The organism is Actinoplanes sp. CA-131856 (assembly GCF_050956135.1).
GTDB lineage: Bacteria > Actinomycetota > Actinomycetes > Mycobacteriales > Micromonosporaceae > Actinoplanes.
Genome location: NZ_CP191849.1, coordinates 177,501 through 204,167 on the forward strand (window position 1 = coordinate 177,501; position 26,667 = coordinate 204,167).

General features: G+C 68.3%; 24 protein-coding genes, 1 tRNA gene and 2 rRNA genes (1 of these 27 cut by a window edge). 13 read left to right on the forward strand and 14 right to left on the reverse strand.

Going from position 1 to position 26,667, the window contains the following annotated elements:
- Both ACQP2X_RS00860 and rrf read left to right on the forward strand, forming a co-directional pair.
- Positions 1 to 2,367: ribosomal RNA gene (locus ACQP2X_RS00860) — 23S ribosomal RNA — on the forward strand (it extends 744 nt beyond the left edge of the window).
- Between the two features lie 103 nt (positions 2,368 to 2,470).
- Positions 2,471 to 2,587: ribosomal RNA gene (rrf, locus tag ACQP2X_RS00865) — 5S ribosomal RNA — on the forward strand.
- 225 nt (positions 2,588 to 2,812) lie between these two features.
- On the opposite strand, the gene ACQP2X_RS00870 is transcribed toward rrf, so the two are convergent.
- Positions 2,813 to 3,997: a glycosyltransferase gene (locus ACQP2X_RS00870; RefSeq protein ID WP_498693683.1), complete on the reverse strand. Its 1,185-nt coding sequence runs from the start codon at positions 3,995 to 3,997 to the stop codon at positions 2,813 to 2,815.
- Between the two features lie 66 nt (positions 3,998 to 4,063).
- Positions 4,064 to 5,209 carry a glycosyltransferase family 4 protein gene (locus ACQP2X_RS00875; RefSeq protein WP_498693685.1) on the reverse strand — a complete coding sequence of 382 codons (1,146 nt, stop codon included), beginning with the start codon at positions 5,207 to 5,209 and terminating at the stop codon, positions 4,064 to 4,066.
- A 389-nt stretch (positions 5,210 to 5,598) separates the two neighbouring features.
- Here ACQP2X_RS00875 and ACQP2X_RS00880 point away from each other — a divergent pair, with 389 nt between their 5' ends.
- Positions 5,599 to 6,144, forward strand: a complete 546-nt coding sequence (locus ACQP2X_RS00880) for an RNA polymerase sigma factor (protein WP_498693686.1) — start codon at positions 5,599 to 5,601, stop codon at positions 6,142 to 6,144.
- Positions 6,145 to 6,458: 314 nt separating this feature from the next.
- Here ACQP2X_RS00880 and ACQP2X_RS00885 read toward each other — a convergent pair whose 3' ends face one another.
- From ACQP2X_RS00885 to ACQP2X_RS00910, 6 genes are all read right to left on the reverse strand, one after another.
- Complete coding sequence (locus ACQP2X_RS00885; protein ID WP_498693687.1) at positions 6,459 to 7,676, reverse strand: phytase; 1,218 nt, start codon at positions 7,674 to 7,676, stop codon at positions 6,459 to 6,461.
- Positions 7,677 to 7,741: 65 nt separating this feature from the next.
- Positions 7,742 to 8,197: a hypothetical protein gene (locus ACQP2X_RS00890; RefSeq protein ID WP_498693688.1), complete on the reverse strand. Its 456-nt coding sequence runs from the start codon at positions 8,195 to 8,197 to the stop codon at positions 7,742 to 7,744.
- An 11-nt stretch (positions 8,198 to 8,208) separates the two neighbouring features.
- Positions 8,209 to 8,631 (reverse strand): hypothetical protein, encoded by a 423-nt coding sequence (locus ACQP2X_RS00895; protein ID WP_498693689.1) that lies wholly within the window; start codon positions 8,629 to 8,631, stop codon positions 8,209 to 8,211.
- Positions 8,632 to 9,356: 725 nt separating this feature from the next.
- Positions 9,357 to 10,088, reverse strand: a complete 732-nt coding sequence (locus ACQP2X_RS00900; protein WP_498693690.1) for a dienelactone hydrolase family protein — start codon at positions 10,086 to 10,088, stop codon at positions 9,357 to 9,359.
- A 327-nt stretch (positions 10,089 to 10,415) separates the two neighbouring features.
- Positions 10,416 to 13,220, reverse strand: coding sequence for a hypothetical protein (locus ACQP2X_RS00905; protein WP_498693691.1), 2,805 nt, complete (start codon positions 13,218 to 13,220; stop codon positions 10,416 to 10,418).
- Positions 13,217 to 14,545 (reverse strand): SWIM zinc finger family protein, encoded by a 1,329-nt coding sequence (locus ACQP2X_RS00910; RefSeq protein WP_498693692.1) that lies wholly within the window; start codon positions 14,543 to 14,545, stop codon positions 13,217 to 13,219. Before ACQP2X_RS00910 ends, ACQP2X_RS00905 begins: the two co-directional genes overlap by 4 nt.
- Before the next feature lie 147 nt (positions 14,546 to 14,692).
- On the opposite strand from ACQP2X_RS00910, the gene ACQP2X_RS00915 reads away from it, so the two are divergent.
- On the forward strand, positions 14,693 to 15,976 hold the full coding sequence (locus tag ACQP2X_RS00915) for an ISL3 family transposase (RefSeq protein ID WP_498686812.1): 1,284 nt from the start codon (positions 14,693 to 14,695) through the stop codon (positions 15,974 to 15,976).
- 42 nt (positions 15,977 to 16,018) lie between these two features.
- Here the strand turns inward: ACQP2X_RS00915 and ACQP2X_RS00920 are convergent, their stop codons facing one another.
- The 3 genes from ACQP2X_RS00920 to ACQP2X_RS00930 are packed head-to-tail and all read right to left on the reverse strand — an operon-like array spanning position 16,019 to position 17,990.
- On the reverse strand, positions 16,019 to 16,660 hold the full coding sequence (locus ACQP2X_RS00920; protein WP_498693694.1) for a response regulator: 642 nt from the start codon (positions 16,658 to 16,660) through the stop codon (positions 16,019 to 16,021).
- Positions 16,657 to 17,739, reverse strand: coding sequence for a sensor histidine kinase (locus ACQP2X_RS00925; RefSeq protein ID WP_498693696.1), 1,083 nt, complete (start codon positions 17,737 to 17,739; stop codon positions 16,657 to 16,659). The genes ACQP2X_RS00920 and ACQP2X_RS00925 overlap by 4 nt, the downstream gene beginning before the upstream one ends.
- On the reverse strand, positions 17,736 to 17,990 hold the full coding sequence (locus ACQP2X_RS00930) for a hypothetical protein (protein ID WP_498693698.1): 255 nt from the start codon (positions 17,988 to 17,990) through the stop codon (positions 17,736 to 17,738). The genes ACQP2X_RS00925 and ACQP2X_RS00930 overlap by 4 nt, the downstream gene beginning before the upstream one ends.
- Positions 17,991 to 18,362: 372 nt before the next feature.
- Between ACQP2X_RS00930 and ACQP2X_RS00935 the strand changes: the two genes are divergently transcribed.
- On the forward strand, positions 18,363 to 18,788 hold the full coding sequence (locus tag ACQP2X_RS00935; RefSeq protein WP_498693700.1) for a hypothetical protein: 426 nt from the start codon (positions 18,363 to 18,365) through the stop codon (positions 18,786 to 18,788).
- Between the two features lie 211 nt (positions 18,789 to 18,999).
- On the opposite strand, the gene ACQP2X_RS00940 is transcribed toward ACQP2X_RS00935, so the two are convergent.
- Positions 19,000 to 19,071 (reverse strand) — tRNA-Lys (locus ACQP2X_RS00940).
- Between the two features lie 142 nt (positions 19,072 to 19,213).
- On the opposite strand from ACQP2X_RS00940, the gene ACQP2X_RS00945 reads away from it, so the two are divergent.
- The 8 genes from ACQP2X_RS00945 to ACQP2X_RS00980 all read left to right on the forward strand — a co-directional run bounded on the left by ACQP2X_RS00945 (position 19,214) and on the right by ACQP2X_RS00980 (position 25,640).
- The gene (locus tag ACQP2X_RS00945) at positions 19,214 to 19,603 is read left to right on the forward strand and encodes a TetR/AcrR family transcriptional regulator (RefSeq protein WP_498693702.1); all 390 of its coding nucleotides are present in this window, start codon (positions 19,214 to 19,216) and stop codon (positions 19,601 to 19,603) included.
- On the forward strand, positions 19,590 to 19,943 hold the full coding sequence (locus ACQP2X_RS00950) for a hypothetical protein (protein WP_498693703.1): 354 nt from the start codon (positions 19,590 to 19,592) through the stop codon (positions 19,941 to 19,943). Before ACQP2X_RS00945 ends, ACQP2X_RS00950 begins: the two co-directional genes overlap by 14 nt.
- Before the next feature lie 59 nt (positions 19,944 to 20,002).
- Entirely contained in the window at positions 20,003 to 20,881 is an 879-nt protein-coding gene (locus ACQP2X_RS00955; protein ID WP_498693705.1) for a poly(ethylene terephthalate) hydrolase family protein, read from the forward strand.
- Positions 20,882 to 20,952: 71 nt separating this feature from the next.
- A complete protein-coding gene (locus tag ACQP2X_RS00960) occupies positions 20,953 to 21,384 on the forward strand; it encodes a hypothetical protein (protein WP_498693706.1) in 432 nt (143 codons plus the stop codon).
- A 33-nt stretch (positions 21,385 to 21,417) separates the two neighbouring features.
- Positions 21,418 to 22,821 (forward strand): Si-specific NAD(P)(+) transhydrogenase, encoded by a 1,404-nt coding sequence (sthA, locus tag ACQP2X_RS00965; RefSeq protein ID WP_498693707.1) that lies wholly within the window; start codon positions 21,418 to 21,420, stop codon positions 22,819 to 22,821.
- Between the two features lie 234 nt (positions 22,822 to 23,055).
- The gene (locus ACQP2X_RS00970) at positions 23,056 to 23,694 is read left to right on the forward strand and encodes a CGNR zinc finger domain-containing protein (RefSeq protein WP_498693708.1); all 639 of its coding nucleotides are present in this window, start codon (positions 23,056 to 23,058) and stop codon (positions 23,692 to 23,694) included.
- A gap of 187 nt (positions 23,695 to 23,881) precedes the next feature.
- On the forward strand, positions 23,882 to 24,805 hold the full coding sequence (locus ACQP2X_RS00975; RefSeq protein ID WP_498693709.1) for a hypothetical protein: 924 nt from the start codon (positions 23,882 to 23,884) through the stop codon (positions 24,803 to 24,805).
- Positions 24,806 to 24,878: 73 nt separating this feature from the next.
- Positions 24,879 to 25,640: a zf-HC2 domain-containing protein gene (locus ACQP2X_RS00980; RefSeq protein ID WP_498693710.1), complete on the forward strand. Its 762-nt coding sequence runs from the start codon at positions 24,879 to 24,881 to the stop codon at positions 25,638 to 25,640.
- Positions 25,641 to 25,925: 285 nt separating this feature from the next.
- Here ACQP2X_RS00980 and ACQP2X_RS00985 read toward each other — a convergent pair whose 3' ends face one another.
- Together ACQP2X_RS00985 and mscL are read right to left on the reverse strand one after the other, a co-directional pair.
- Positions 25,926 to 26,156: a hypothetical protein gene (locus ACQP2X_RS00985; protein ID WP_498656325.1), complete on the reverse strand. Its 231-nt coding sequence runs from the start codon at positions 26,154 to 26,156 to the stop codon at positions 25,926 to 25,928.
- A 51-nt stretch (positions 26,157 to 26,207) separates the two neighbouring features.
- Positions 26,208 to 26,660: a large conductance mechanosensitive channel protein MscL gene (gene mscL / locus ACQP2X_RS00990; RefSeq protein ID WP_498700758.1), complete on the reverse strand. Its 453-nt coding sequence runs from the start codon at positions 26,658 to 26,660 to the stop codon at positions 26,208 to 26,210.
- Positions 26,661 to 26,667 lie beyond the last annotated feature (7 nt).

Below are 26,667 nucleotides of genomic sequence, written 5' to 3' on the forward strand. Positions count from 1 at the left end.
CGCATGTTCTAGACCCGAAGCGGGGTGATCTAGCCATGGGCAGGTTGAAGCGTGGGTAAGACTGCGTGGAGGACCGAACCCACCAACGTTGAAAAGTTGGGGGATGACCTGTGGTTAGGGGTGAAAGGCCAATCAAACTCCGTGATAGCTGGTTCTCCCCGAAATGCATTTAGGTGCAGCGTCGTGTGTTTCTTGCCGGAGGTAGAGCACTGGATGGTCTAGGGGGCCTACAAGCTTACCGAAATCAGCTAAACTCCGAATGCCGGTAAGTGAGAGCGCGGCAGTGAGACTGCGGGGGATAAGCTTCGTAGTCGAGAGGGAAACAGCCCAGATCACCAGCTAAGGCCCCTAAGCGTGTGCTAAGTGGAAAAGGATGTGGGGTCGCTTAGACAACCAGGAGGTTGGCTTAGAAGCAGCCATCCTTTAAAGAGTGCGTAATAGCTCACTGGTCAAGTGGTTCCGCGCCGACAATGTAGCGGGGCTCAAGCACACCGCCGAAGCTGTGGCATTCACACAATACATCCGCTCAACTCTTCGGGGTTGGGTGCAGTGGTGTGGATGGGTAGGGGAGCGTCGTGCTACCAGGGAAGCGGCGGAGTGATCCAGCCGTGGAGGTTGCACGAGTGAGAATGCAGGCATGAGTAGCGAATGAAGGGTGAGAACCCCTTCCGCCGGATGACCAAGGGTTCCAGGGCCAGGCTAATCCGCCCTGGGTGAGTCGGGGCCTAAGGCGAGGCCGAGAGGCGTAGTCGATGGATAACGGGTTGATATTCCCGTACCCGCAAAGGAACGCCCAAGACGAACCTCACTGTACTAACCACGCGAAGCGCCGGCGACCTTCGGGTCAAGGGTGTGGAGTCTGGGATCTTGGTGGGTAGTAGTTTAGTGATGGGGTGACGCAGGAAGGTAGATGATCCCAGGCGGTGGTTGTCCTGGGGTAAGCGTGTAGACCGCAGTGTAGGCAAATCCGCACTGCATGTAGGTTGAGACGTGATGCCGAGCCGTTTCAGGTGAAGTCATTGATCCTATGCTGCCGAGAAAAGCCTCTAGCGATGTTCCGAGCGGCCCGTACCCTAAACCGACACAGGTGGTCAGGTAGAGAATACTAAGGCGACGGGTGAACTGTGGTTAAGGAACTCGGCAAATTGCCCCCGTAACTTAGGGAGAAGGGGGGCCGGACGCGTGAAGCCACTTGCTGGTGGAGCGTGGTATGGCCGCAGAGAGCAGGGGGAAGCGACTGTTTACTAAAAACACAGGTCCATGCCAAGTCGTAAGACGATGTATATGGACTGACGCCTGCCCGGTGCTGGAACGTTAAGGGGACCTGTTAGCCCGTAAGGGCGAAGCGGAGAACTTAAGCGCCAGTAAACGGCGGTGGTAACTATAACCATCCTAAGGTAGCGAAATTCCTTGTCGGGTAAGTTCCGACCTGCACGAATGGCGTAACGACTTCCCCACTGTCTCAACCACAGGCCCGGCGAAATTGCAGTACGAGTAAAGATGCTCGTTACGCGCGGCAGGACGGAAAGACCCCGGGACCTTTACTATAGCTTGACATTGGTATCCGAATTTAATTGTGTAGGATAGGTGGGAGCCGGTGAAGCTTGGACGCCAGTTCGGGTGGAGGCAATCTTGAAATACCACTCTGTTGGGTTTGGGTATCTAACTTGCGGCCCTGATCGGGTCGAGGGACAGTGTCTGGTGGGTAGTTTAACTGGGGCGGTTGCCTCCTAAAGGGTAACGGAGGCGCCCAAAGGTTCCCTCAGCCTGGTTGGCAATCAGGTGTTGAGTGTAAGTGCACAAGGGAGCTTGACTGTGAGACTGACGGGTCGAGCAGGGACGAAAGTCGGGACTAGTGATCCGGCACTTGCGTGTGGAAGCGGTGTCGCTCAACGGATAAAAGGTACCCCGGGGATAACAGGCTGATCTTCCCCAAGAGTCCATATCGACGGGATGGTTTGGCACCTCGATGTCGGCTCGTCGCATCCTGGGGCTGTAGCAGGTCCCAAGGGTTGGGCTGTTCGCCCATTAAAGCGGTACGCGAGCTGGGTTTAGAACGTCGTGAGACAGTTCGGTCCCTATCCGCCGTGCGCGTTGGATACTTGAGAAGGGCTGTCCCTAGTACGAGAGGACCGGGACGGACGAACCTCTGGTGTGCCAGTTGTCCCGCCAGGGGCACGGCTGGTTGGCTACGTTCGGAAGGGATAACCGCTGAAAGCATCTAAGCGGGAAGCTCGCTTCGAGATGAGGTATCCCACCACCTTGAGTGGGTAAGGCTCCCTATAGACGATGGGGTTGATAGGCCGGAGATGTAAGCCAGGTAACTGGTTCAGTCGACCGGTACTAATAGGCCGAGGGCTTAACCACCCTAAACTTATGAGCGCGTCCACTGTGTGATTCACAGCAAACGAACAACCAAGCACCAGCTGGTGACAGCTGACGTTTGCTGGTTTGTTCCGCTGATGGTTGTTTCGGTGGTCATAGCGGAGGGGAAACGCCCGGTCTCATTCCGAACCCGGAAGCTAAGCCCTCCAGCGCCGATGGTACTGCACTCGGGAGGGTGTGGGAGAGTAGGACGCCGCCGGACTCAACGTGAAACAGTAGGCCCACCCGGGATCGGGTGGGCCTACTGTCGTTTCCGGCTCTTTTCTGTTTTCGCCGGCCAAGAATCCAACGTCATCCCAGCAGCCCGCAGGCACTTAGCAGCAGAATTCCTCGAGCTGCTTACGGCCCAGCGTCGGCAAAACCATCCCAACTCCGGCCATCAGCCCCGGCTTTGGCTGCCACTGGCGTTCATGGCTGTTTCGTCGGGCTAGAAGCGATGGTCTACGGCTATGGGGCCCTGCCCTTCCTCTGATGACCCAGCAGGGATCGTCTGTGTCGCGGGGGCACCGTGTGCCTCGAGGAAACCGGACACCGATGCCTGCCATGGGAAGCGTTCGGCCCTCGTGCGGGCTGCGGCTCGGCGGGTTGCCTCAGGGGTGGCAAGAAGTTGGAGCAGGGCCTCGGCGTAGGCGGGTCCCTCGCCGGGCGCGGCCAGGCCGGCGGGTCCGGGCGGGCCGATCACTTCGGGGAGGGCGCTCTCGGAACTGACCACCACCGGGGTGCCGCTCGAAAGAGTCTCCAAGGCGGCCAGGCCGAACGTCTCGATGGGGCCCGGTGCGATGGCCGCGTCCACTGTGGCCAGCAGGGCTGCGAGCTCCTGCTGATTGGTTATGTGGCCCAGGAAGCGGACCGGCAGGCCACGATCGGCGGCCTCGGATTGAAGCGCGGCTCGAAGCGGGCCGGTGCCCGCCACCAGAAGCACGGCGGGTACGCCGGCCTGGCGCAGGTGATGCAGAGCCTCCAGTGAACGCCGCGGCTTCTTCTCGGGCGAGAGGCGGCCGCAATGCAGCAGAAGTACGTCGTCCTTGGCCGACCAGCGGGAGCGCAGCTCCGGGTTGTGGTTGGCGGGAGTGAACCGTTCCAGGTCGACCCCCAGGGGAACCCGGGTGAGGTTGGTCGTGCCCAGCCGTTCGAACTCCGCGGCCGCCCACGCGGTGGTGCACACGATCTGGTCGTGGTCGGCGGCTGACCTTCCGTTCAACATGTCGCCCAGCCGGCGGGCGGGCGCGGGCCCGAAGAGGCGCAGCAGGCCGGCCAAGGACTCGTGGGAGACCATCATGGACGGCACGTTCTGGCGCTTTGCCCAACGGCCGAGCCAGCGCAAAGTCGTACGGTCGGAGATCTCCAGCCGGTCCGGACGCAGCGCCTTCAGCGTCGTGCTGAGGCGTGCCCGGTCGAGCAGCAGGCGGTAGCCGCCCATGCGTGGGACCAGCGGGCCGGGAAGGGTGATCACGCGGCCCTGGTCGGTGTCCTCGTCGGAGAAGGACGGACCGGGGATGATCAGGACCGGGTCGTGGCCGGCGGCTCGGTAGCCGGCGCCCAGATGGCGCAAAGCGGTGCGCAGGCCGCCGGAACGCGGCATGACGAAGTTGGCAACCCGGACAATTCTCACTCGGTGGCTGACCTTCCGGCTCTGTACGTGTGGAGAAAGATTTCATGCCCGGCTGTGAGCCTGCTGTCAGGCCGCCACGGGAGTCTTGCGGTGGAACAGACCCAGCGTGCGGGCGGCGTCATAGTGGCCAAGGAGCTCCTCGCCCACGGCATACCAGCTCCGGCCCTCGATGGCCTGCCGTGCGGCCGCGCCGAAGGTGGCACGCTTCGCCGGGTCGGCGGCCAATGCCCGTACGGCGTCGGTGAAGCCCTGGGATTGGAAAGGGGGAACGAGGTAACCGGTCCGACCGTGGTGCACGAGATCCACAGGACCGCCCGCATTTGGCGCGACTACCGGCAAACCGCTCGCCATGGCCTCCTGCACAGCCTGGCCGAACGTTTCGTACGGGCCGGTGTGCGCGAAAAGGTCGAAACTGGCGTAGAGGCGCGCCAGCTGGGCGCCGCGGCGTACACCCAGGAAAAGCGCGGCCGGGAGGGCCTTGCGCAACTGCGGCGAGGCCGGGCCGTCTCCGACGATGACCAGACGTACGCCTGGGAGCCGGCTCACGTCCGCCAGCAGGTCGATCTGCTTCTCGACGGCCAGGCGGCCGACGAAGCCGACGACGACCTCGCCGTTCGGAGCGAGGGCGCGGCGCAGGCCGGAGCTGCGGCGACCCGGGTGGAAGAGAACGTCGTCGACGCCGCGGCGCCAGAGGTGGACGCGCTCCACGCCGTGAGTGGTCAGGGCAGCGGCCGACTCGGTCGACGGCACCAGGGTCCGGGATGCGAGGTTGTGCACGGTGCGGATCCAGCGCCAGGCGGCGCCTTCGGTCATGCCGACCTTGTAGGCGCGGGCGTACGCGGCCACATCGGTCTGATAGACGGCGACCGTGGGCAGCTTGAGCGAGCGGGCGGCGGCCATGCCCCAGGCGCCGAGCACGAACGGGCTGGCCAGGTGGACGACCTGGGTGCCGTGCGCGCGCAGGGCCGCGGTCAGGGTGGGTGTGGGCAGGCCGAGCCGGATCTGGGGGTAACCGGGCATCGGCAGGGAGGGCATCCGCACCACGGGGTACGGGACGGTGACCGGCACATCGCGAACCGCGGGGGGCGGCTGCGGGGCGATCACCAGGGGGTCGTGTCCGCGGCGCAGCAGGTGTTCGGCCGTGCGCACCACCGAGTTCGCGACCCCGTTCACGTCGGGGAGGAACGACTCCGTGACCAGAGCGACTCGCATGGAAGTCACGATGAGCGTCGCCGATGTCCGGACCGTGGCCGACGTACGAACGATGACCGACGACTAGGAGCCGCAGCGTACTGCTGATTCTGAACGTTTGCTGTATCGGTCGGCGTCACTGGCCCTCGGGGCGTTATCTCTTCGTTATCGAAGATCGAGAACTAAGACCCCGGGAAGCGCATCACACCAGACAACGAGGTGGACGCCGCTTTTACGGGGGGCGGCGAGCACCTCGTTCCGGCACCTTCTGTGCAGCGCTCCACCCGGCCGTCCCGGCGGCCGGGTGCTTGCGTACGTCCTTTGTGGCCGACTGACGTACATCGACCGATCTTGCTGAAGGTGAACGCCGCCGTATGATGAGGGCGCTGAAGATCGAATACGGGGGCGGTATGCGAGACGATCAGCAGGAGGAGCTGGCGCGCCTGGCGGCGGCCGGCGACCAGGTGGCCCTGGAGCAACTGCTCGGGGCGATCCGGACGAGCATTCTGCGGCGCTGCGCGCGGTTCTTGCCGTGCTACCAGGACGCGGAGGAAGCAGCGCAGGACGTGCTGCTCCAGGTCGCACGCAACATCGGCCGTTTCGAGGGCCGGGCACAGTTCTCCACCTGGCTGCACGTGATCATCGCGAACTGCTCGCGCCAGACGTACCGTTCCTTGAAGAGGCGCGCGGCCGAACAGGCACACGACCTGCTGCCGGTCGACGTACCGGACCCGCGCACCACGAGCGTGATCGCCGGCTCGAGGCTCGACTTGCTGGACGCGCTGGAGCTGCTGGAGTCGTCACGCCCCGAGCTGGTCGCGCCGCTGGTCCTGAGGGACGTCTGCCAGCTCGACTACCGAGAGATCGCAACTCACCTAGGGGTGCCGGAGGGCACGGTCAAGTCCCGAATCCACCACGCCCGAGGCGCCGTGCGCCCGCTATTGGCACAGTTCTGACCCCGAGGCGCCGTGCGCCGGCTATTGGGCGCGGTTCTAACCCCCTCCCCCCGAGGCGCCGTGCGCCGGCTAATGGCGCAGTTCTAACTTCCCGAGGCGCCGTGCGCCGGCTTAATGGCGCAGTTCTGACCCCTCGAGGCGCCGTGCGCCCGCTATTGGCACAGGTCTGATCCTCCTGCGGGGCGTGCCCCGCCAGTTCCAGCGCGGCGCGCAGCGGCATTCGCGCTTTCAAGGTCGCGCTCACCGGCCTCGTCGTCGCGTCGGTCCGCTCCGAGCCTCCGGCCCGCGGGCGAGCCCCAGTATGTCGAGCGCGTCTAGCGCAGTTTGAGAGCGCGCCAGTCGACGTACTTGAAGTCGGTGCTGACGCGGCCGCCGTCCGGGGTGTTCTCGCCGTCGTGCAGGACCAGCAGGCCGTTCGGGAATCCGGGCAGCGGCTCGGCGGTCGCGGCGGCGCCGTCGGAGTGCTGCACGCCGTCGGTCCGCTTGCCGTCGACGACCGAGAAGCTGGTGATCGGCCGGTTGGTGCGACGGTCGTACACAAAGAACTTGCTGTCGCCCTGGCTCGAGACGATCAGGTAACCGTTCTTCTTGCCGGTGGGGTAGATCGTGGTGCCTTCGACGTCGGCGGCGATGCGGCCACCGAAACGGGTCGCGCCGAGCGTGCACTCCTCGGTCTCCGGGTCGTACGTTCCGGGCGCGCCGAACTCGGCGACCTTCTCGACGACGCGCGGGATGCCGGCGAAACGGTCCCGGTCGAGCGGGATGCGCCAGAGAGCGACGTCCTCCTGCGCGGCGTAGAGGACACCGGCCTCGGCGTCGACGACCATGCCCTCGACCTGCGGGTCCTCGCCCGGTTCGAGGCACGGCGACCAGGTGGCGCCGTTCGGCAGCGCGAACTGCTTCGGCAGGTCGAGGGTGTCGGTCACCCGATAGCCGATGCGGCCGCCGCGCTGCTCCTCCAGACGGAAGATGCCGAGCCGCGTGCTGTGGCGGCGGCTGACCACCGCGTACCGCTCGTAGGTGGCCAGGCCGTAGCCGGTGGCCTGGGTCTCGACCTCGGCCTGGTCGCGCGAGAAGAGCAGCGGCGCGTTGTCGGCGGTGACGTCGGTGAGGTGGCCGCTGCGCCGCTCGATCCGGTAGATCCGCAGCTGGTCGCGCCCGCGGTCGGTCACGACGGCCAGGTCGTACTTCTGCGGGCCGAACCCACTGATCAGGTCGACGTTGTTGAACCGGCCACCCTCGGGCGGCAGGATCGACTGCACCTCACGGCCGGCCAGGTCGTAGACCCGTAGCCCGCCGTTCTTGGCGGTGCCGATGACCCGGCTGCGCGACCGGTCGGCCCGGTTGACCCAGATCGCGGGATCGTCGGCGTCGGCGTCCCCGCCGGCCTCGTCGTCGAAGAGGGCGGGCGTCTCCACGATCGCGGTGATCTCCCGCTTGGAGTCGTCCGCGGGCTTGCCGGAGGCCTGCGCGGGTGCCGCGACAGCGGTGGTCAGTGCGACAAGAACAACGATCCCTGCGGTACGGCGCATGGCGCCGAGCCTAGCCCGGCCCACCAAGAAATCGGATGGACGGATGTTGAACGACAGATTCCGGTTCAGTCTTTACGCCGCAGCAGCATGACAACCATGGCAACAGTGCCGGCCAGCCCAGCAGCGGTGATCAGCATGAGACCAGCGCCGAGGTGCACCTGGACAGCACTGCTGAACGCACTACCGATCCCGAACGGATCGTCGGGCGCGGACGAGAGAGAGTCCCGCAGCTCATTCTCGGTGGTCCGCAGATCCACGATCTTCCAGACACCGATGATGAGCAGCGCCAGAGCACTGCCGACACTGACGACATTGGTCACGATCGTGGCCATTGCAGGCAGCCGGGGCCCACGGATCCGCAAACCGGCGCCGACCGCCAGAACAAGCCCAAGCACCAGCGTGATCCACCCATCGGCCCCATCGGTCCCGGAGACGCTGATCGAGCCAAGAATCGGAGCGTTGATGGTGGCCCAGGGCAGAAGCGACCCAAGAACAGCCGCAGCACCCGCGGCCAGAGCCACCCACCCCGTAATCATCGGCCGAGACGGCTGAGCGGGCGGCGCGACGGTTCCCGGGTAGTAGGGATAACCCGGCGCTTGTTGGTAGTACCCAGGAGCCTGCCCTGCTTCCGGCATGCCGCCTGCTCCTGGCACGCCGCGCGCCCCTGGTGCGCCGCCTGCTCCCGGAACACCGCCCAGCCCTGGCTGCGGCAGGCCGCCCGGCCCTGGCTGCGGCAGGCCGCCCGGCCCTGGCTGCGGCAGACCGCCCGGCCCTGGCTGCGGCAGACCGCCCGGCCCTGGCTGCGGCAGACCGCCCGGCCCTGGCTGCGGCAGACCGCCCGGCCCTGGCTGCGGCAGACCGCCCGGCCCTGGCTGCGGCAGACCGCCCAGCCCTGGCTGCGGCAGACCGCCCAGCCCTGGCTGCGGCAGACCGCCCGGCCCCGGCTGCGGAACACCGCTTGCCCCTGGCATACCGCCTGGCCCCGGCTGCGAATAGCCTGCGGACGGGTAGCCGCCAGGCTGTTGGTACCCCTCGGGCGAAGGTTGCGGATAGCTCCCCGGCACCGGCGGCTGAAAGGCCCCGCCCTGTTGATGACCCTCCGGCGCGGCCGGCTGGTAGGTCCCCGCCGGCGGGGCGTTGTGAGAGCCCGAGCTTTGAGGCTGCTGCCAGTAAGCATTCGGGTCCTGCGCCTGCTGAGCGGCTGGCGTCTGAGACTGCTGCCAAGAGGCGGCCGGAGTTTGCGGTTGCTGCCACCCTGTGTCCGGAGTTTGCGGCTGCTGCCAGCCGGTGTCCGGGGACTGCGGTTGCTGCCAGGCAGCGTCCGGAGTCGGAGGCTGCTGAGCACCTGGGCTTGAGGGCTGCTGCCAGACGGCGTCCGGGGACTGCGGCTGCTGGTAGAGCGGGTCGGGGGTGGGCTGGCCGCCGGGGTGAGGGTGCGGTTGTTCGGCCGAGGGTTCCTGCCATGGGTGCTGCGGCGGGTGGGACACGGCGGAACTCCTCGGCGGGTAGGGCTGAGCGACAGTCGGGTCGGGTTGAGTGATGGTCGGGTCGGGCTGAGTGACAGTCGGATCGGGTTGAGTGATGGTCGGGTCGGGCTGAATGCGGGTCGGGTCGGGCTGAGTGATGCGGCTGGGCCGCATCACTCACTTGTCGGCATCTGGGGCGGGGTGTTGAGCATCCTCACTGGCGGGTCAGGAACGAGATCCCCTCGTAGAGGGCCAAGTCGGTGAGGACCGGGTCGTGGCGAGGCCCGATGTCACGCATGAAAGCGTGCTCGCCGCCGGCGTACACGTGGAGCTCCAGATCTTCCAAGCCGGCGGCGTAGAGGGCGGAGATGACCTGGAGCCGCGCGTCGGCCGGGACGTGCGGATCCTGGGAACCGAAGATGACCATCAGGCGCCCGTGGATGTCGGCGGCCCGGGCCAGCGATCCGGGGTCGTCGGCGCCGAGCGAGCCGTTCTGCAGCCCGGTCGGGTAGAAGCAGACTGTCGACAGGACGCGAGGGTCGAAGGCGGCCCGGAATGCGAGGTGCCCGCCGAGGCAGAACCCGACCACCGAGAGAGTCGTGACGTCGTCGCGGTTCTCGAGGAAGTCGAGCACCGCCTCCCGGTCGGAGTCGAACTGCGCCGTCGTCGTCTCGGCAGCCGCCGCCAGCCCCGCCTGCTTACCGGCCTCGTCGAACTCGAGGGCGACGCCCGCGACGTCCCCGCGCGGATAGATCTCCGGCACGCACACGACGAACCCGGCGGACGCGAGCCGCCGAGCGGTCCGCAGCGTCGACTCGGTGAGCTGGAAAATGTCGGTGTAGAGCACCACTCCGGGAAGCGGCTCCTCACCAACCGGCCTGATCACCTTGGACCGGATCTCGCAGTCGGGCGCGGCAACCCGCACCTCGTCCTCACGCAACTTCATGCCGACCGACCCTACTGGCGTTCCTCCAGCCGCCCGCCCGCGGCAGCACCCTGTCACGCTCCGGAGGCACTCCCGCCGCCCGCCCAACGCCATGCCGCAGCGCGGCCAGCCAGCGCTGTGCGGTAGCCAGCGACTGAGCGGGTGGGCGGTCAATTGGCCGGGCGGCTCGGCGGCTGGGCGGGTGGGCGGTCAGTGGCCGGGCGGCTGGGCGGGTGGGCGGTCAGTGGCCGGGCGGTTCGGCGGCTGGGCGGGTGGGCGGTCAGTGGCCGGGCGGCTCGGCAGGTGGGCGGTCAGTGGCTGGGCGCGGAGACTGGGCGGGTCAACGGGTCAACGGGTCAGCACGGAATGCAGGCGCTTTGCCTCTTTGACGAGTCGGGAACTGCCCTTCTGGGTGGCGGCTTTGGTCAGTGGTGGGAGCTCTGCTCGTACGCCGGTGGTAGTGGCCACCTGGGTGGCCAGCTCCAGCAGGTCGGGCAGGCCACGAGGGGCGGAGGCCAGGAGCAGCGGGATGGCTGAGGCCAGGACTTTCCAGACGGCGGTGGAAGCGCCGGCTCGGTGGGCGTCGGTCAAGGCGGGTACGACGCGGTTCAGTTTGATCAGGCCTTGCGCGCCCAAGTCGCCCAGGTCGCGGCCGACTGCTGTGGCGAACGAGTCGGAGGGTGGGATGAGAGGGGAGGCGTCGTCCAGGCGTTCCAGGTCGTGGCGGGCGGCCAATGTCAGGAAAGCGTCGGCTGCGGCCACGCGGTCGGAATCATGGCGGGCGGCCAGGCCGTACGCCAGGGTGAGGGTCGTGGCGGGGCCTATCGGGCCGTTGCACTCGGCCAGCAGCGGGAGCAGGTGGCCGGCGCCGCGCTGGTCCTCGTCTGCTCCGGCGGCCAGCTCGGGGAGGGCCCAGGCGGCCAGGACCTCGCGATGGTGGGGCAGGGCGGCGGTGAGGATGCTGCCGTTGGGGATCTGGTCGTAGGCGAAGACGTGTTTCACGTCGCGGCGGGTCAGGGTGACCAGCTGGTCCTCCACGCGCAGCAGTGGGGCGCGGGTGGGGGTCAGGTTGACGGCAAAGCGGGCGATCGCGGGTGGTGCGGCGACGGAGGAGTCGCTTTTCGGGCCGGCGTGGAACTCGAACGTGCGGCCCGCTGCCTGTTCTATGCGGGTGCTGATCGGGTCGGCCAGGCCGCCCTCGGTCAGCCATTCGAACATCTTGCGGCCGGCCGCGGACGCCAGGTTGGCGGCGACCGCGGGATCGCTGTCGCGGGGCAGGCGCAGGAGGGCCTGCTCCAGGTCGAGGGGCCAAGGTTCGCCACCGGTGGCCTCGAGCCGGCGGATGCGGTCGGCCAGGACCCGGGCGTCGAGGCTGCCGTTGGCCAATGTGGGGGTCGCGAGCAGCTCCGGGACGGGTGACCGGAGGATGCGGACATAGACCTCGGCCGCCCGCAGGAACAGCAGGCGGTCGGGTGGCTCGGAAAGGACCGGGCCGCCGATCGTCCAGGGGGCGTCGACGGTGGCGATCAGGCGTTGCCAACGGCCCTTCTCGGCCCGGTCGCCGAAGGCGGGGTCGGTCAGGCGGCGGATCGCGGCGGCCAGGAAGGACATGTGTGGGCGCGGCTGCCAGTGGTCCTCGGCGAAATGATCGGCGTGGCGGTCCAGCAGCGGGGTGAGAGCGGTGGCCAGGGCCGCCGTCTCACCGGCGGCGTTCAGGGTGACCAGGGCGGCCAGGATTCGCTCCCAGCGGACGGCGGTCTCCTCGTGCAGTAGGGCGGCGACCTCGGTGGCCAGCTCGGCGGCCGAGGTGATCGGCGGTGGCATCTCGGCCACTTCCGGCAGCGGTGGCAGGTAGGTGACGCCGAGGACGGGAGTGGGCTCCTCAGTGCCGAAGAGCTCGGCCGCCTTCGCGGCCAGATCGCCGCCGAGACCGCGCGCGAGGCCGGCCAGGCGATCGAGAGCCGCCGCGTCGAGCATCCCGTCCGGTGTGTCGGAACGCCCGGGCGCGCCCGGGCCGGAGCTTGGCTTGGTGAGGCGCTTCAGGTGTTGGGTGGTCAGGGTCAGAGCGCGTTCTTGTACGTCCAATGCGGGGTGACTGAAAGCGACGGCGATCGTCTCGAGGATCTCGGTGGCCCGCGACGGTGTGCGGCGGGCTGCCTTGTCGAGCCACGAAAGCTGGGCCTTGACCAGCACCTTTTCTTTGCGCAGCAGGGTGTAGTGGCTGACCTCGAGGAGGGTTTCCAGGTCTAGGAGGCCGGCCTCGTCGACGGTTCGGAGGGCTCGCTGGGCCAGGCCGGCCACGGTGGACGGCGCGTCGGGGAGCAGGCGGGCGTAGTCGACGGCGTGGGTGGCTGACTCGTCGAGCGTGGGGGCCAGCAGGTCGTGGAGCATGACGAAAGGGCGCAGCCAGGCCGGGCGGTCGCCGCGGACCAGGCGGTCGACGGTGGCGGCCAGGATCTCCTTGCGGTCGAGGCGGCCCTCGGCGACCAACTGGGCGGTCACGGCGGGGAAGACCGGCTCGTCGATCCAGGAGTTGTTCTCGGGATCCATCGTTCCGCGGGTCAGCTCGGCGCCCATGCCGTCGATCTCGAACAGCGCGGGGAGGAACGCGTCAAGGTAGGGCGACGCGCGGAACTTGTCGAGCGGCGGCACCGCTGGGCGCTCCCACTGGCTGCGGAGCGTCTCGTCGAGCCAGCAGCGGACCACCGGCTCGGTCACCGGTGGGGTCGCGCCCGACTCGGCCAGCAGGGTGGAGACGAGTTTCCAGCCGCCCGTCCAGGTGTCGTCCGTGGACAGCTTCATGGCCAGGCGGGTGGCCAGGTCACCGAGCCAGGGCAGCTCACGGCCCCGGACGATCTCGAGCAGGCGGGGGATCGGGATCTGCCGCCACTTGTCGCGGATGTCGCGGCGCAGGAGCAGGCGGGCCGCGCGAGCGGCGGTGGGCATCGTGCCGAATACGGCCAGGGCGAAGCCGCCGGTCGGGTCGGTGGCCGGGCGCCACCAGTCTTTCGGCGTCAGGGCCTTGATGCGGGCCTCGACCTCGGGGGCGAACGCCAGGCGCTCCTCCTCGGTGGCCTTGAGCAGCAGAGAGGTCACGCCGACGGTGTCGCCGTTGTGAGCGCGACGCTCGAGGACTTCCCACTCGAGGCTCATGCCCGCACCTCGTCGGCGATGACGCCGGAACGGACCAGGCGGACGGCCAGCGCGTGTTTGCACGGACCCCGCTCGCCGCGATGTTTGGCCCACCACTGGCACGTGCAGGAGCCGTCAAGACGTACGAGATAAAGCTCCTCGCCGCTGCGAACCGACGCAGCCTCGCCATCGAAGGTCACCGCGCCCTCGGCGGCCAGGGACCGCGCACCGGCCAGGCGGGGGTTCATGTCGGCCACGGCGTCGGCCGAATAGGGCAGCGTGCGATGGAAATAGCCGGCCTCGGCGACGTCGTAACCGACCCGCCCGGCCGTGCCGAGCTGGGTCAGCGCGTCACGCACGCGGGTGGCGGTCAGGCCGGCCGCCGAGGCCAGGGCGTCAACGTCGATCGTCGGGTCCCAGGAGAGCAGCACGCTGATCAGGTCGGCGTCGTCGGCGGCCTCGTCGCTGGCCAGCGAGTCGAGCACCGAGCCCTCGCCGGAGAAGCCCCGATAGGGCTCGGGTGAGAGCGTCAGCGACAGGCGCTGCGTCGGGGTGCTCAGCTCCCACGTGCTGGCGACCGGGCCGCTGCCGGCGGCGACCGGCGGGCCGTAGACGCGCAGCGCGGTGGCATGGCGCAGGAAAGGCTTGAGGGCGGCCAGGCGCCCGGCGCCCGGCAGGCAGACCGCGCCGGCCGTGGGCCGCGAGGTGAACCGCAGTGAACGGCCGGCGGGCACCGCCCAGAGCACCGACCGGTCGCCGGTGGAGAGCCGGTTGAGCAGGGCGCGGGCCTCGACGGCGCCGAGCTCGGCGCGCGGGTCGAAGCGGGAGGTGAGCACCTGGGCCTCGGCGAAGCCGCGCAGCCAGCGCGACGGCAGCGGCACCTTGCGCTCGACGACCGGTCCGTCGAACGTCGTCACAGCCAGGTCGTCGGGGCCGACGGCCAGGTGCATGGGGTCGGCGCGGCCGACCCGGCCCAGGGCGCGCTGCAACGGCAGGTTGACGTCCACATTGGTCGTGCCGTGAGCGACGATCTCGCCGTCGATGCCGGTGGGCAGCACGTCGAGTCGCGCGTAGACCCCGCAGCAGCCGGAGAACGACTCGAAGCGCAGCCGGTCGCTGCCCGCGGTCACCACCGGGTCGAGGCTGGCCGGGCCGACCGGCCGGAAATATCGGGTGCGGGCGACCTCGGCCACCGCGAGCAGTCCGGCCGCGGCGGCGCCGGGATCGGTCAGGAATCCGGCGAAGAAGCGCGGATGCGCCGCCGGGCCGCCGGAGGTCTGAAGGGCCAGGCCCGAGAGGTCCAGCGCCGACGAGCCGAGGTATGAGTACGCCGCTGCGGTTGCCATGGCGGACAAGCTAGGGGGTGGGTACGACAAATTTGGTTCTACTGACGCTTGTGTGGGTGGTTTCAGGCAGTAACGACAGCGCACGCCGTTGTCCCGCTTAGGTTCTGGCTTGTCGAAGGTCAGAACGGTAGATAGCGGGACAACGGCGTGCGTAATACCAGGGTATGGGCTCGGCTGCTCGGACTTCGGAAAGCAGTCGTTGAGCGTGTCGAGTTCGACGAGCAGCAGGACATCCTCGTTGCGGCGGTCCGTCCGGCTCGAGGTCAGCGACGCCGGTGCGGGCTGTGCCGGCGCCGGTGTCCTGGCTATGACCAGGGCTCGGGCCGGCGTCGGTGGCGGGCATTGGACCTGGGCACGACCGTCGCCTACGTCGAAGCGGACGCGCCGCGAGTCTCGTGTCCGGAGCATGGCGTGGTGGTCGCCGCGGTGCCCTGGGCTCGGCACGGGGCCGGGCACACCCTCAGCTTCGACCAGAGCGTGGCCTGGCTCGCCACGACCTGCGCCAAGAGCGCTGTCACCCAGTTGATGCGGATCGCCTGGCGCACCGTCGGCGCGGTCATCAGCCGGGTCTGGGCCGACACCGAGCGGCAGGTCGATCTACTCGACGGACTGAAACGTATCGGCGTCGACGAGATCTCCTACCGCAAAGGCTATAAATACCTGACCGTGGTCGTCGACCACGACACCGGTCGCCTGGTCTGGGCCGCGCCCGGCGCGGACAAGGCAGCCCTGGCCGCCTTCTTCACCCGGCTCGGGCCCGAGCGCTGCGCGGCGATCACCCACATCTCCAGTGACGCCGCCGGCTGGATCCGCGAAGCCGTCACGGAACACTGCCCGCGAGCGATCCGCTGCGCGGACCCGTTCCACGTGGTCGCCTGGGCCACCGATGCCCTCGACGAACAACGCCGCACCGTGTGGAACCAAGCCCGTGGCCACGCACGGGGCACTACCCGCGCCAACAACCGCAACCACCGCCCGCGCGGTGACGTGAAAACCCTTAAACGCGCCCGCTGGGCGCTCTGGAAGAACCCCGAAAACCTAACCGAACGCCAGCACGAACAGTTGGCCTGGATCGCTAAGACCCACCCCGCCCTGCACCGCGCTTGGGCGTTGAAAGAAGGACTGCGCACCGTCTTCGCGATCGCCCACCGCGATCCCGGCGAAGCAGTCGAAGCCCTCGACCGGTGGATCAGCTGGGCACGCCGCTGCCGGCTTGCTCAGTTCGTCAAACTCGCCCGAAGCATCACCCGTGACCGCGACGCGATCATCGCGACCATCACCAACCGGCTGTCCAACGCCCTGGTCGAATCAACGAACACCAAGATCCGGCTCATCATCCGCCGAGGCTTCGGCTTCCACTCAGCCCACGCGATCATCGCCCTGGCCATGCTCACCCTCGGCGGTCACCGACCAGAGCTACCTGACCGATGACCCCGAAACCACCCACACATCGATCACAAGAGCCACAAATTTCTAGGGCAGCCGGTGACGGGCTGCGTAGGTGGCCGCCTCGGCCCGGTTCCGGGCGCCGATCTTCGCGAAGGCGTTGTTGATGTGGGTCTTGACGGTGGCCTCGGCGATGTAAAGTTCGGCCGCGATCTCGGCGTTCGTGCGGCCCAGCGCGATCCGGCCGAGCACCTCGGCCTCACGCCGCGTCAGGCCGTCCGGGAGCTGCGGCGGTGGTGCCGCCGGCGTACCGGAGAAGGTCTGGGCGATACGGGCGACGACCACCGGGTCGAGCAGGGAATGGCCGGTCGCGGCCGCTCGCAGGGCCATACCGATCTCGGCGCGCCCGGCGTCCTTGGTCAGATAACCGCGCGCGCCGGCCGCGAGGGCACCCGTGATCGACTCGTCGTCGGCGTAGGTGGTCAGCACGACCACGGCCACGCCCGGGTGCTGGTCGCGGATGCGCGCGGTCGCGGTGATGCCGTCGAGCACGGGCATGCGCAGGTCCATCAGCACCACATCGGGCTCGTGCTGGGCGACCAGAGCCAGGGCCTGTTCGCCGTCGGCGGCGGCGCCGACCACGGTCACGCCCTCGACGAGGTCGAGCAGGGCGGTCAGTCCTTCCCGGACGAGCTGCTGATCGTCGGCCACCACCACTCGCAGCGTCATGCGGGAACCTCCGCGACGACGTGCCACGTGCCCCCGGCGGCGCCGGCTTCGAGGGTGCCGCCGGCCAGGGCCAGCCGTTCCCGGGCGCCGACCAGCCCGTAGCCACCATCTGAATAGGGCGTTTCGCACTCGTTGGCGACCATGAGCCGTACCGCGGAATCCGTGTACTCCAGCAGAACGGTCACGTCGGTCCCGGGGGCGTGTTTGGCGGCGTTGGTCAACGCCTCGCGCGCGGTCCGCACGAGGGCGACCTCAGCGGCTGGACTGAGGTTGTGCGCGCTTCCATGCGTACGCAAGGAGATCTTGACCCCGTGATCGGCGTGATGCGCCGCAGTGAGATCAGCCAGCGCCTGCGGCAGCGGAGGAACGTCGGCCCGAAGGGCCGCCACCGCCGACCGCGCCTCCGTCAGACCGTCCCGGGCCAGCTTGCGGGCCCTACGGACGCGGGTCGCGGCGGCGGTCAAGTCGCGCTTTTCCGTCAACTCGGCCTCCGCGACTTCCAGCTGTACGGCTAGTGCGCCCAGCGAATGAGCGAGCACATCATGAAGTTCACGGGCGATACGCGCGCGCTCGTCCAAAGCGGCGGCGCGCGCCTGTGCCTCGTGGGTCCGCGCGCGCTCCTCGGTACGAAGGCGATGCTCCCGGCGGTGCAGGCTGAACAGCACCACGATGACGATGACCGCGGCCTGGGCGAGCATGGCGCCGCTTCTGATGCTGAGCGACATGACGGCCACAACGGCGGCGGTGAGGCCGAGGATCGCCCCGAGGGGAATCCTCGGCAGCATCACGAAGATGAAAAGAGCGGCGAAAAGGAAAAGCTGCGCCGATCCGTTGCCCTCGCCGCCGACGACCGCGGCCGGCAGAAGAGCGGCCACGGCCAACGACGTACGCGCCAGGCGCGGCCACCGGTGATCGGTGGCCACGAAGACGAACCAGCAGACCAGAGCGGCCACGAGCGGAGCGGTCGCCTGCCCGGACAGCGCCCAGATCAGCAGGGCGCTGAGCGCGATCCGGACGATCCACCCGGTCTCCGGGTCGTCGGCGCGGATGAGGGCCGCGGTCCGGCGCAGCAGCGTCAAGCGCGGTCCCGCACGAGGTCGAGGATGATCTCCACCATGAGCAGACGGTAGGCGACGAAAGCCAGACCCACCACCACGAGAACCACGACGATCGCGGCGACGAGCTTGCCGGTCACCTTGCCACCCTCCTTCTCCAGCACCCGATCGACGACGGTCGCGGCGAGGCGTGTACCCCGGCTGCCGCGCATGTCCCCGGTGATCAGATAGTTCGCGGCCCGGACAGCGGGCCGGCGGTCCATGTCCTTGGTCATGGCAAGGAAGCTACGGACGACCCCGGGTGGAGAAGGACCACCGAGAGATGGAGAAGAGGGTGGAGCTGTTAGGAGACGATCTGGATCGCCTGCAGGAACAGGATGACCAGCTTGGCGATCGCCACGACCCCGACGATCCCGGCGATGTACGGCGCGATTTCCGGCTTGCCCATTTTCACTACCCCCGACGACGTTTCCCGAAGAGGTCAGGGAGTTTGACCCCGACGGTCGCCGCCGAATCCCATTCGGGCGGGTGAGAAGCGCTACGCAACCCCAGGTGAACCCCTGTGGTCCATTGCCGGGATCGAGGGCCGTGGATAGCGTCGGGGTGTGTCGCCAGGGCGAAGCAGACTCCGCACGGGGCTCCTTGTCGTGGCGGCGTTCTGGGTGGTCATCGGGGCCGTCGTCGGCGCCGGAAGCCTGACCATGCTCGTGCCCGACGTGCGGGCGGCGCACGGCGAGGGTCGCGTGGGGACGTTCACCCTCACGGAGCCGATGTCCTGTGACCGATGGGAGCCTCCGCGCCAACGATGTGGTTGGTTCGGCGACTTCGTCAGCGACGACGGCAGAGACGTGCGTACGGACATGGAGTTGTCCGGAGGCCTACCCGACGGAGCGAGGACCGGCGACGTCATAGCCGCCCGTGACACCGGAAGCCAAACCGCGATCTACCCACTGACCGGCGACCAGTCATGGAAACAGGCAGCAGCGTTCGCAGCCCTGGGCCTGACCGCCTGCCTGGCCGGCCTGCTGACCCTACGACCATGGTCCAGGCTGCCCAGCCACCAGAAACAGTAACCACCAGCCAAGATCCACGACCAGCGCACCGCCATCGCAGCGCCCCCACCATCGCAGCGCACCCATCGCGATCAGCGCACCCATCATCGCAGCGCACCCATCACGACCAGCGCGCCCACCGCAACGCGGGGTCTCCGGGGGTCGCCCCCGGAGGAGGTATGACGAGCGGCCATGGCCCGCGCTCCCCGCGGGCACACTCCACCGCCACTCGTGGGCCGCCGGGGATTCGAACCCCGAACCTAAGGATTAAAAGTCCTCAGCTCTGCCATTGAGCTAGCGGCCCGCTGATCCATAAGGCTACCGGAGCGATCGCGGGGCGAGCATGCGGCTTTCCCCGTGGCGTTCGGATCGAGGATCTTCAGGGCCTTCGAGTTTGAGAACGATTGTTCTTGACTGATCGTTCTCAAACCGGCTAGCGTTGTCGTGTGGGACGGCCTAGAGGGTTTGACGAAGAGGCGGCCGTGGTGGCCGCGGCGGCGTTGTTCGCCGGGCGCAGCTATGACGGGACCTCGGTGGACGACCTCGTGGGGCAGACCGGGGTGCACCGGGGAAGCCTCTACAAGACGTTCGGCAGCAAGCGGGGTCTTTATCTCGCGGCGCTGCGGCACTACGTCGATCGGGAGCTCGCTGAACGGGGTGACCTGCGGTTTCTGCTGTTGGCGGCGGCCGAGCGGGCGCCCGTCGACAGTGAGGTCGCGGCCGAGGTGACGAGAGGGATCCGGCTGCTCGACCAGGGCGACGGGGAAGAGGCCACGACGATCGCGTTGGGGCTGCGAATTCGGGAGCTGGCGGAGGGGAAACATGGCGGTCGTTGAGATCGAGGGTGGCTCGCTGGTGGTGCGGGTCCAGGGCATGGACAAGCTGTGGGCGCTGAAGAGCAGCCTCACCATTCCGCTGGCCAACGTGCGCGGGGCGACGAATGACCCGGGCATCGTGAACGAGCCGAAGGGTGTGCGCAACGCGGGGACGTACATGCCGGGGGTTGTGGTTGCCGGCTCTTTCCGCCGCGAGGGGGAGCGGATTTTCTGGGATGTGCGCGATCCGGCGAAGGCCGTGGTCATCGAGCTCGCCGATGAGCACTATGCGCGGCTCATCGTGCAGGTGGACGATCCGCGGGCGACGGTCGAGCTGATCGAGAACGCCATGACGCATTGACGGGAGCCGCTGCGTAGGTGAGTCTCTAGTGGAAACGGCGTTCCACGAAGGGAAACAACATGGTCCTACGCCGCGCCGCTCTGATCGCTGCCACGCTGGTCGCCGGGGTCGCCATTGCCCCGGCGGCGGCCGAGGCGGCTCCGGCGGTCAGCTCCTACAGCACGACGATCAACGGTGATCAGACCGACGTGTACTACCCGGTGCGCAAGGACCGGGCGCCGGTGGTCCTGCTCCTCCAGGGTGCCAACGTCGACAAATCGGCCTATTCAAACTTCGCGAGCGCGCTGGCGTCGTACGGCTTCGTTGTCGCTGTGCCGAACCACGCACGCAGCTTGGGCCCCGTGACCGGCCTTTACCCGGATGCTCTTCAGGCGAACTGGACCGTGAGCTGGGCCGCGGCCGAGAACGCCCGGACCGGATCGCCGGTGAAGGGGCGCATCGACACCGGCACGCTGCTGCTGACCGGGCACTCGTTCGGTGGAGCGGCGGGACTGGGCATTTCGACGGGGCTGTCCACCCCACCCTTCACCGATGTGCCGGTGGCGGCGCCGGCGGAGCTTAAGGCGGCCGCCTTCTATGGCGCCAACTACAACATTCCGGTCGCCAACATCGTGCCGGTGGCGCTGATCCAGGGCAGCGCGGACGGCATCGGGCTGCCGGCCAAGGGCCTCGCCACCTACGAGGCGATGCTGGGAAGACCTCGGCTGTACGTCAGCGTGACCGGGGCGAATCACTACGGCATCACCAACGCCCAGAACCCGGCCGGCGCCGTTCCGGACGCCTCGCCGCAGACGCTGGCCCAGGCGACCGGCACTACGACGATCGCCCGCTGGACGGCCTACTGGCTGCGTGCACAACTGGGCGATCCGGTCGGCCAGGCCTGGGTGAACGGGGTCGGCGATCTGGTCGACCAGAACGTTCAGACACGGAAGGATTAGCCTGCTCGGGCGCGGGATTGCCCGCGAACGGCCGCTGGTCAGGGCGTACCCCGTCGGACAGTATCGGTAGCGTGACCGAGTACGACGCCGAGCAACTGACCGCGGGGTTCCGCTCCATGACGATGCTGACCGCCCTCGTCGGGCGGGGAGGCCGGCCCGCGGCGGTGAGCCCGACCATCACGCTGCGCGCCGCCGAGAAGCAGTACGGCTGGCTGCCGGTCAAGGTCGACGGCTCGAAGAAGGAAGTCGCTGTCATCACCAACCTTCGCCTGATCCTCGGCGAGAGCGAGATCCCGCTCTGGGCGATCACCCGGCTCCGGCCCGGCGACGCCCAGTGGTCGGTGGCGCTGGAGATCATCGGGCGCGAGGAGCCGCTGGTGCTCAGCGGGCCCTGGGTGCCGTGGATGAGCGTCGTCATCTGTGCCGAGCTCTACGGCACGGCTTGGCCGCCCGCCTACGCTCCGGTTCCGGGAAACAATAGGGAAAATCTTGTGACGGCATAGACCGGGCCCTCCGGTACTGCGACGCTAAGTGTCGTGTACGACTACGACCTGTTGGTGCTGGGCTCCGGGCCCAGCGGTCAGAAGGCCGCCATCGCGGCCTCCAAGCTGGGACGCCGCGTCGGCGTCGTCGACCGCCGGGACATGATCGGCGGGGTCTGCATCAACACCGGCACCGTGCCGTCGAAGACCCTGCGCGAGGCTGTTCTCTATCTGACCGGCCTCAGTCAGCGCGATCTGTACGGCAGCAGCTACCGCGTCAAGGACGAGATCACCGTGAGTGATCTCGCCGCACGCACCCAGCATGTGATCAGCCGGCAGACCGACGTCATCCGCAATCAGCTCGCCCGCAACCACGTCACGATGATCACGGGCGTGGGCCGTTTCGCCGACGCGCACTCGATCTGGGTCGACGGTGGCAGCGGCCGGGAGAGCAAGGTCAGCGCCGACAAGATCATTATTGCGGCGGGTACGAGGCCCGCGCGGCCGGACAGCGTCGACTTCGACGACCGGACGATCGTCGACTCGGACGGCGTGATCAACCTCCAGGCGGTGCCGCGCAGCATGGTCGTGGTCGGCGCGGGTGTCATCGGCATGGAGTACGCGTCGATGTTCGCCGCGCTCGGCACGAAGGTCACGGTGGTCGAGCGCCGCGAGAAGATGCTCGACTTCTGCGACGACGAGATCGTCGAGTCGCTCAAGTACCACCTGCGGGACCTCAGCGTGACGTTCCGTTTCGGCGAGGAGGTGGCCGCGGTCGAGCGCCACCAGACCGCCGCGCTCTGCATCCTCAAGAGCGGCAAGAAGATCGCCGCCGACACGGTCATGTACTCGGCCGGCCGTCAGGGGCAGACCGACGACCTGGCGCTCGAGGCGGCCGGGCTCAGCGCCGACCGGCGCGGGCGGATCGAGGTCGACGGCAACTTCCGGACGGCCGTGGACAACATCTACGCGGTCGGCGACGTGATCGGCTTCCCCGCGCTCGCCTCGACCTCGATGGAGCAGGGCCGCCTGGCCGCGCATCACGCCTGCGGCGAGCCCACCCGCGACATGCACCAGCTCCAGCCGATCGGCATCTACACGATCCCCGAGATCAGCTTCGTGGGCGCGACCGAGGACCAGCTCACCGAGAGCTCTACACCATTTGAAGTGGGCATCGCGCGCTATCGCGAACTGGCCCGCGGCCAGATCGTCGGCGACTCCTACGGCATGCTGAAACTGCTGGTCGCACCCGAGGACGGCAAGCTGCTCGGCGTGCACGTGTTCGGCACGGGCGCCACGGAGATCGTGCATATCGGGCAGGCCGTGATGGGCTGCGGCGGCTCGGTCGACTACCTGGTCGATACGGTCTTCAACTATCCGACGCTCTCCGAGGCGTACAAGGTGGCCGCTCTCGACGCCTCCAACAAGATCCGCAACATCACGAGGATCGACGGCTAAGACCTTTGTTTCCGTACGCCCATAGCACGCTTCCCGCATTTTCGGGACTTATCGGAATCGCGTTCCCCGAAAGGGTGTGCTGCCGTGATTGTCCAAGGTGGCATCACGCGATCACCCCGCAGTGTGTCTAACCGGTACAAGAGGAGCGCCCCGCGGCGATGAAAAACTGATCTCTAAGGGGGACCTAAGGTTTCACAGGCATTGCTGCGAAAAAGAATCAAGTACCCTTCGGCTATGTCATGGATGGCCAGTGCCCGGCACGGCGTACGTGAGGCCCCCGCCGGGTTGGCCCTCCTTCAGGAGTTGCTGAACACGCGCGCACCCATGGCGTACGGCGTCGATCTCCTGCTCGACGCCGACGACGCGCAGCGCTGGCTGACCGAGGCGCTCGCCACCTGGTCACGGGTGTCCGGGCTGCCGGCGCCGACGCTGCTGATCTCGTCGTCCGATCTGCGGTCGCTGCGCCGGCTCCGTTCCACCTTTGAAAACGTGATCCTCGCCGGTGGCACACGCGAGCCGTCGGGAGCGCTTCCGCCGGCGGACGTGCCGGTCAGCCTGGTCCCCGACGCCGACGGCTGGGTACGCATCGTGCCCACCGGGCGCGGCGTGCGGTGGCTGGCGTCGGCGCTGTGGGCCGAGGCGCTGCTGGCTCAGCAGGCGGGGCTCTGGCCGCGGCTCAAACTGTGCAACAACTCGGAGTGCCGGGCCGCTTTCTTCGATACGTCGCGGAACAACAGCGGTGTCTGGCATGACGTCAGCACCTGCGGAAACACGGCTAATCTCCGGGCCTTCCGCGAGCGTCGCCGGTTGATGGGTGGCAGTGGCGCCGTGCCGCCGCGCCCGACGGTTCAGGGGCCGCCGAGCTTGATCTGAGTTCCGCGCCCGATTCGCGCGTCCGCTGGGTTCCGCTGTCCTCTACCGGAGCCGGCGGCCGTTTCCGGCGTCCTCGAATAGCCGTGGCGGTCGAAATGGTTGCCGAGAAAGGTTCTAAAAGGCTGACAACCCCCGCCAGGGGAGCGGTGTCTTGCTGGTCGTAAGGGATTTCGACCAGGGAGACACCATGTCGCGCATCACCGAGATCGGCCAGCACGAGGCCAAGCCGCGCCGCACTATCGTGTGGCGGGCCACCGCGGGAGTGGGCTTCGCCGCTGCCGCGATCGCCGCCGTCGCTGTGGCCACCAGCAGTGGCCGGGCGCAGGTGCCGGCTCCAGTGGCTGCCGCTCCGAAACCCTCGACGACCGCCGCGGCCGCCCCCGTCAAGGAAGAGGCGCCGCTGGTTCAGCTGGTCAGCTATCTCAGCAAGGCCGAGCAGCCCCAGGGCGACGCGACGCTCGTGCTCCGCGACCAGCACCTCGCAAATGGTGAAACGGTCGACGTCTGGGACCTGTTCGGCGACAACGGCGACCTCTACTTCGCCAAGACCCGCGGCGGCATGCCGGCCCAGGTCAAGGGCCACCACATCCAGTCCCGCGACGACAAGGCCGGCCAGCGGGAGGTGGTCGCGGCCGCCAAGTACGCCGCCACCGGCGACCTGGACAAAGCCCGCGAGCGGATGGCCATGGCGTACGTCCCGAAGAACGCCCGCGCCGAGCAGAAGCTCCTGCCGCCCGGTTTCGTCCCGCCGGCGCCCACCAACAAGAACGTGCCCGCCGCGGTCAAGGAGCTGGCCCAGATCAACGTCACCGACAACCGGGTCTGGAACAGCTCGATGGACGCGCTCCAGTCCGGCGCCGGCAGCCCGGCCGTCCGCGCCGGCGTGCTGCGGCTGCTCGGCCAGATGCCCGAGGTCAAGGTCACCAAGAGCACCGTCGGTGGCAAGGCCGTGCTCGTCCTGACCGCCAACAAGCCGGTCAACCCCGACCCGGAGACGCTGACCGTCGACGCCGTCACCGGACTGCCGATCAAGTACGCCAACACGGGCACCACCGTGAACTACACGGTCACCCGCGTGACCTTGGCGGATGTCGCCAAGGGCAAGTTCTGAGCGTGGGGGCCCCGGGAACTTCGGGGCCCTCCCGCGCGACTATGGATTCATGGCTTGTGAGCGGTGGCGCGAGATGCTTTCGGCGCAGCTGGACGGCGAGGACGACCCGGCCGACCGGCCGCTGGTCGACAAGCACCTGGCCGAATGTGCCGAATGCCGGGATTGGCTGAACAGCGCGGCGGCGGTCAACCGTCTGACGAGCACTCGGATGGCTGTGGTGCCCGACCTCAGCGAGGCGATCCTGGCCGCGCTTCCAGCCCCGTCGCCACGGAAACGGGCCTTCTTCGTGAAGCGGATCCCCATCGCCGCGGCGCTCTTCGTGGCGCTCGCGGCCGTGGGGGCCGTGCAGCTCATCCTGGGTCTCGACCAGATCGGCGGCGGAGTGGTCGTCGGGGGCCACCAGCACACCGCCGCGGCCGCCGACCCCGGTCACCTGTGGCACGAGTCGGCCGCGTGGAACGTCGCGGTCGGTGCGGGATATCTGTTCATCGCGTTGCGCCGGGTGCGGCCGTCGGGGCTCGTGCCGATGCTCACCGCGTTCGTGGGGATGCTGGTGCTGCTCTCGGTGAACGACCTGTCCGGCGGCCGGGTCGACGCCACGCGGCTGGTCAGCCACGGCTTCGTGATCCTCGGCTATTTGCTGATCGTCACGCTCTCCCGCATTCCGGGCGGTTTCGCGAGCACGCCGCCCGGCGCGCGGGCCGGCGCGGGTTCGGGCTGGACCGCGAGCTTCGCCGACGAGGAGAACGAGATCGAGCCCGCGGCGCGGCCCGGATTGCGACTGGTGCCGCGCGGCCCGATGACCGCGCGGGAGGAAGAACGCCGCGCGGCATGACCGCGGGGTAGAGCGGGCTGCGTGGCCGCAGGGTTGGGCGGGCTGCGTGGCCGCGCGGGGGAAGAGCGCCAGGCGGCGTGGCCGCGCGGGGGAAGAGCGCCGAGCGGCCGTGACTGCGCGGGGGGAGAGCGCCGAGCGCCGTGACTGCGCCGGGAAGAGCGGCGTGGCCGCGCGGGGGGAAGAGCGGCGTGACGCCGCGAGAGGGAGTGTGGGCGGCATGGCCGGCCGGAGAGGAGCGGGCGGCATGACCGCCCGGGAAGAAGGGCGACGGACGGCGTCGAAACGCTAGAGGCGGGGGCGTATGGACAGCTCGCGCCACTCGTCGGGGCCGGCCAACAGGGCGCGTACGGTGTCGAGGGCGGCGTCCTCCGAGTCGTACTCGAAGAAGTGTGAGACGCCGTCGGCACCGCCCGCGCGCTGCTCGACATACCACTGGTCGCCGCTCACCCGCAGGTAGACGTCCTTGCGGGCGACCCGGCCCCACTTACCGTTCCACCAGTGCTTACGCTGCTCCATCCCGGCAGCGTATCGAACATTTGTTCGAACGCTACCGGGTGGGTTGATCTTTTATGAAACTGGGGGCTCCCGGTGCCGGCCCAGGACGTCGTCGAGGGCGCTGTTCTGCACCTGGTGACCCTGGCCGCGCAGCAGCGCGTCGCGGATCTCGGTGAGCAGCTTGACCTCCTCGCTGGGCGCCTTCGGCGGCGGCTCCTCGCCGCGCTTGCGGCGCTCGGCCAGCTTGTTGAGGGGGAAGACGACCAGGAAGTAGAGCACCGCGGCGGTCAGCAGGAACGTGATGACCACGTTGATGAAGGCCGCGTACGTGAAGTCGACGCCTTTGACCGGCGACCAGACGCCCTTCAGCTCGCCCGAGCCGCCCGAAAGAAGCTTGATCAGCGGTTCGAGGAAGGACTTGGTGAAGCTGGTGACGACGGCGGTGAAGGCTGTGCCGATCACCACGCCGACCGCGAGATCGACGACGTTGCCGCGCATGATGAAGTCTTTGAAGCCTTGGAACATCTTGCCC

What these genes read in the sequence shown, in the direction of transcription:
- ACQP2X_RS00875 (WP_498693685.1), bottom strand. Translation starts at nt 5,209, where the DNA reads ATGCGAGTCGCTCTGGTCACGGAGTCGTTCCTCCCCGACGTGAACGGG.
- ACQP2X_RS00880 (WP_498693686.1), top strand. Translation starts at nt 5,599, where the DNA reads ATGCGAGACGATCAGCAGGAGGAGCTGGCGCGCCTGGCGGCGGCCGGC.
- ACQP2X_RS00885 (WP_498693687.1), bottom strand. Translation starts at nt 7,676, where the DNA reads ATGCGCCGTACCGCAGGGATCGTTGTTCTTGTCGCACTGACCACCGCT.
- ACQP2X_RS00900 (WP_498693690.1), bottom strand. Translation starts at nt 10,088, where the DNA reads ATGAAGTTGCGTGAGGACGAGGTGCGGGTTGCCGCGCCCGACTGCGAG.
- ACQP2X_RS00905 (WP_498693691.1), bottom strand. Translation starts at nt 13,220, where the DNA reads ATGAGCCTCGAGTGGGAAGTCCTCGAGCGTCGCGCTCACAACGGCGAC.
- ACQP2X_RS00910 (WP_498693692.1), bottom strand. Translation starts at nt 14,545, where the DNA reads ATGGCAACCGCAGCGGCGTACTCATACCTCGGCTCGTCGGCGCTGGAC.
- ACQP2X_RS00920 (WP_498693694.1), bottom strand. Translation starts at nt 16,660, where the DNA reads ATGACGCTGCGAGTGGTGGTGGCCGACGATCAGCAGCTCGTCCGGGAA.
- ACQP2X_RS00930 (WP_498693698.1), bottom strand. Translation starts at nt 17,990, where the DNA reads ATGACCAAGGACATGGACCGCCGGCCCGCTGTCCGGGCCGCGAACTAT.
- ACQP2X_RS00950 (WP_498693703.1), top strand. Translation starts at nt 19,590, where the DNA reads ATGGCGGTCGTTGAGATCGAGGGTGGCTCGCTGGTGGTGCGGGTCCAG.
- ACQP2X_RS00955 (WP_498693705.1), top strand. Translation starts at nt 20,003, where the DNA reads ATGGTCCTACGCCGCGCCGCTCTGATCGCTGCCACGCTGGTCGCCGGG.
- ACQP2X_RS00970 (WP_498693708.1), top strand. Translation starts at nt 23,056, where the DNA reads ATGTCATGGATGGCCAGTGCCCGGCACGGCGTACGTGAGGCCCCCGCC.
- ACQP2X_RS00975 (WP_498693709.1), top strand. Translation starts at nt 23,882, where the DNA reads ATGTCGCGCATCACCGAGATCGGCCAGCACGAGGCCAAGCCGCGCCGC.
- ACQP2X_RS00980 (WP_498693710.1), top strand. Translation starts at nt 24,879, where the DNA reads ATGCTTTCGGCGCAGCTGGACGGCGAGGACGACCCGGCCGACCGGCCG.
- ACQP2X_RS00985 (WP_498656325.1), bottom strand. Translation starts at nt 26,156, where the DNA reads ATGGAGCAGCGTAAGCACTGGTGGAACGGTAAGTGGGGCCGGGTCGCC.
- mscL (WP_498700758.1), bottom strand. Translation starts at nt 26,660, where the DNA reads ATGTTCCAAGGCTTCAAAGACTTCATCATGCGCGGCAACGTCGTCGAT.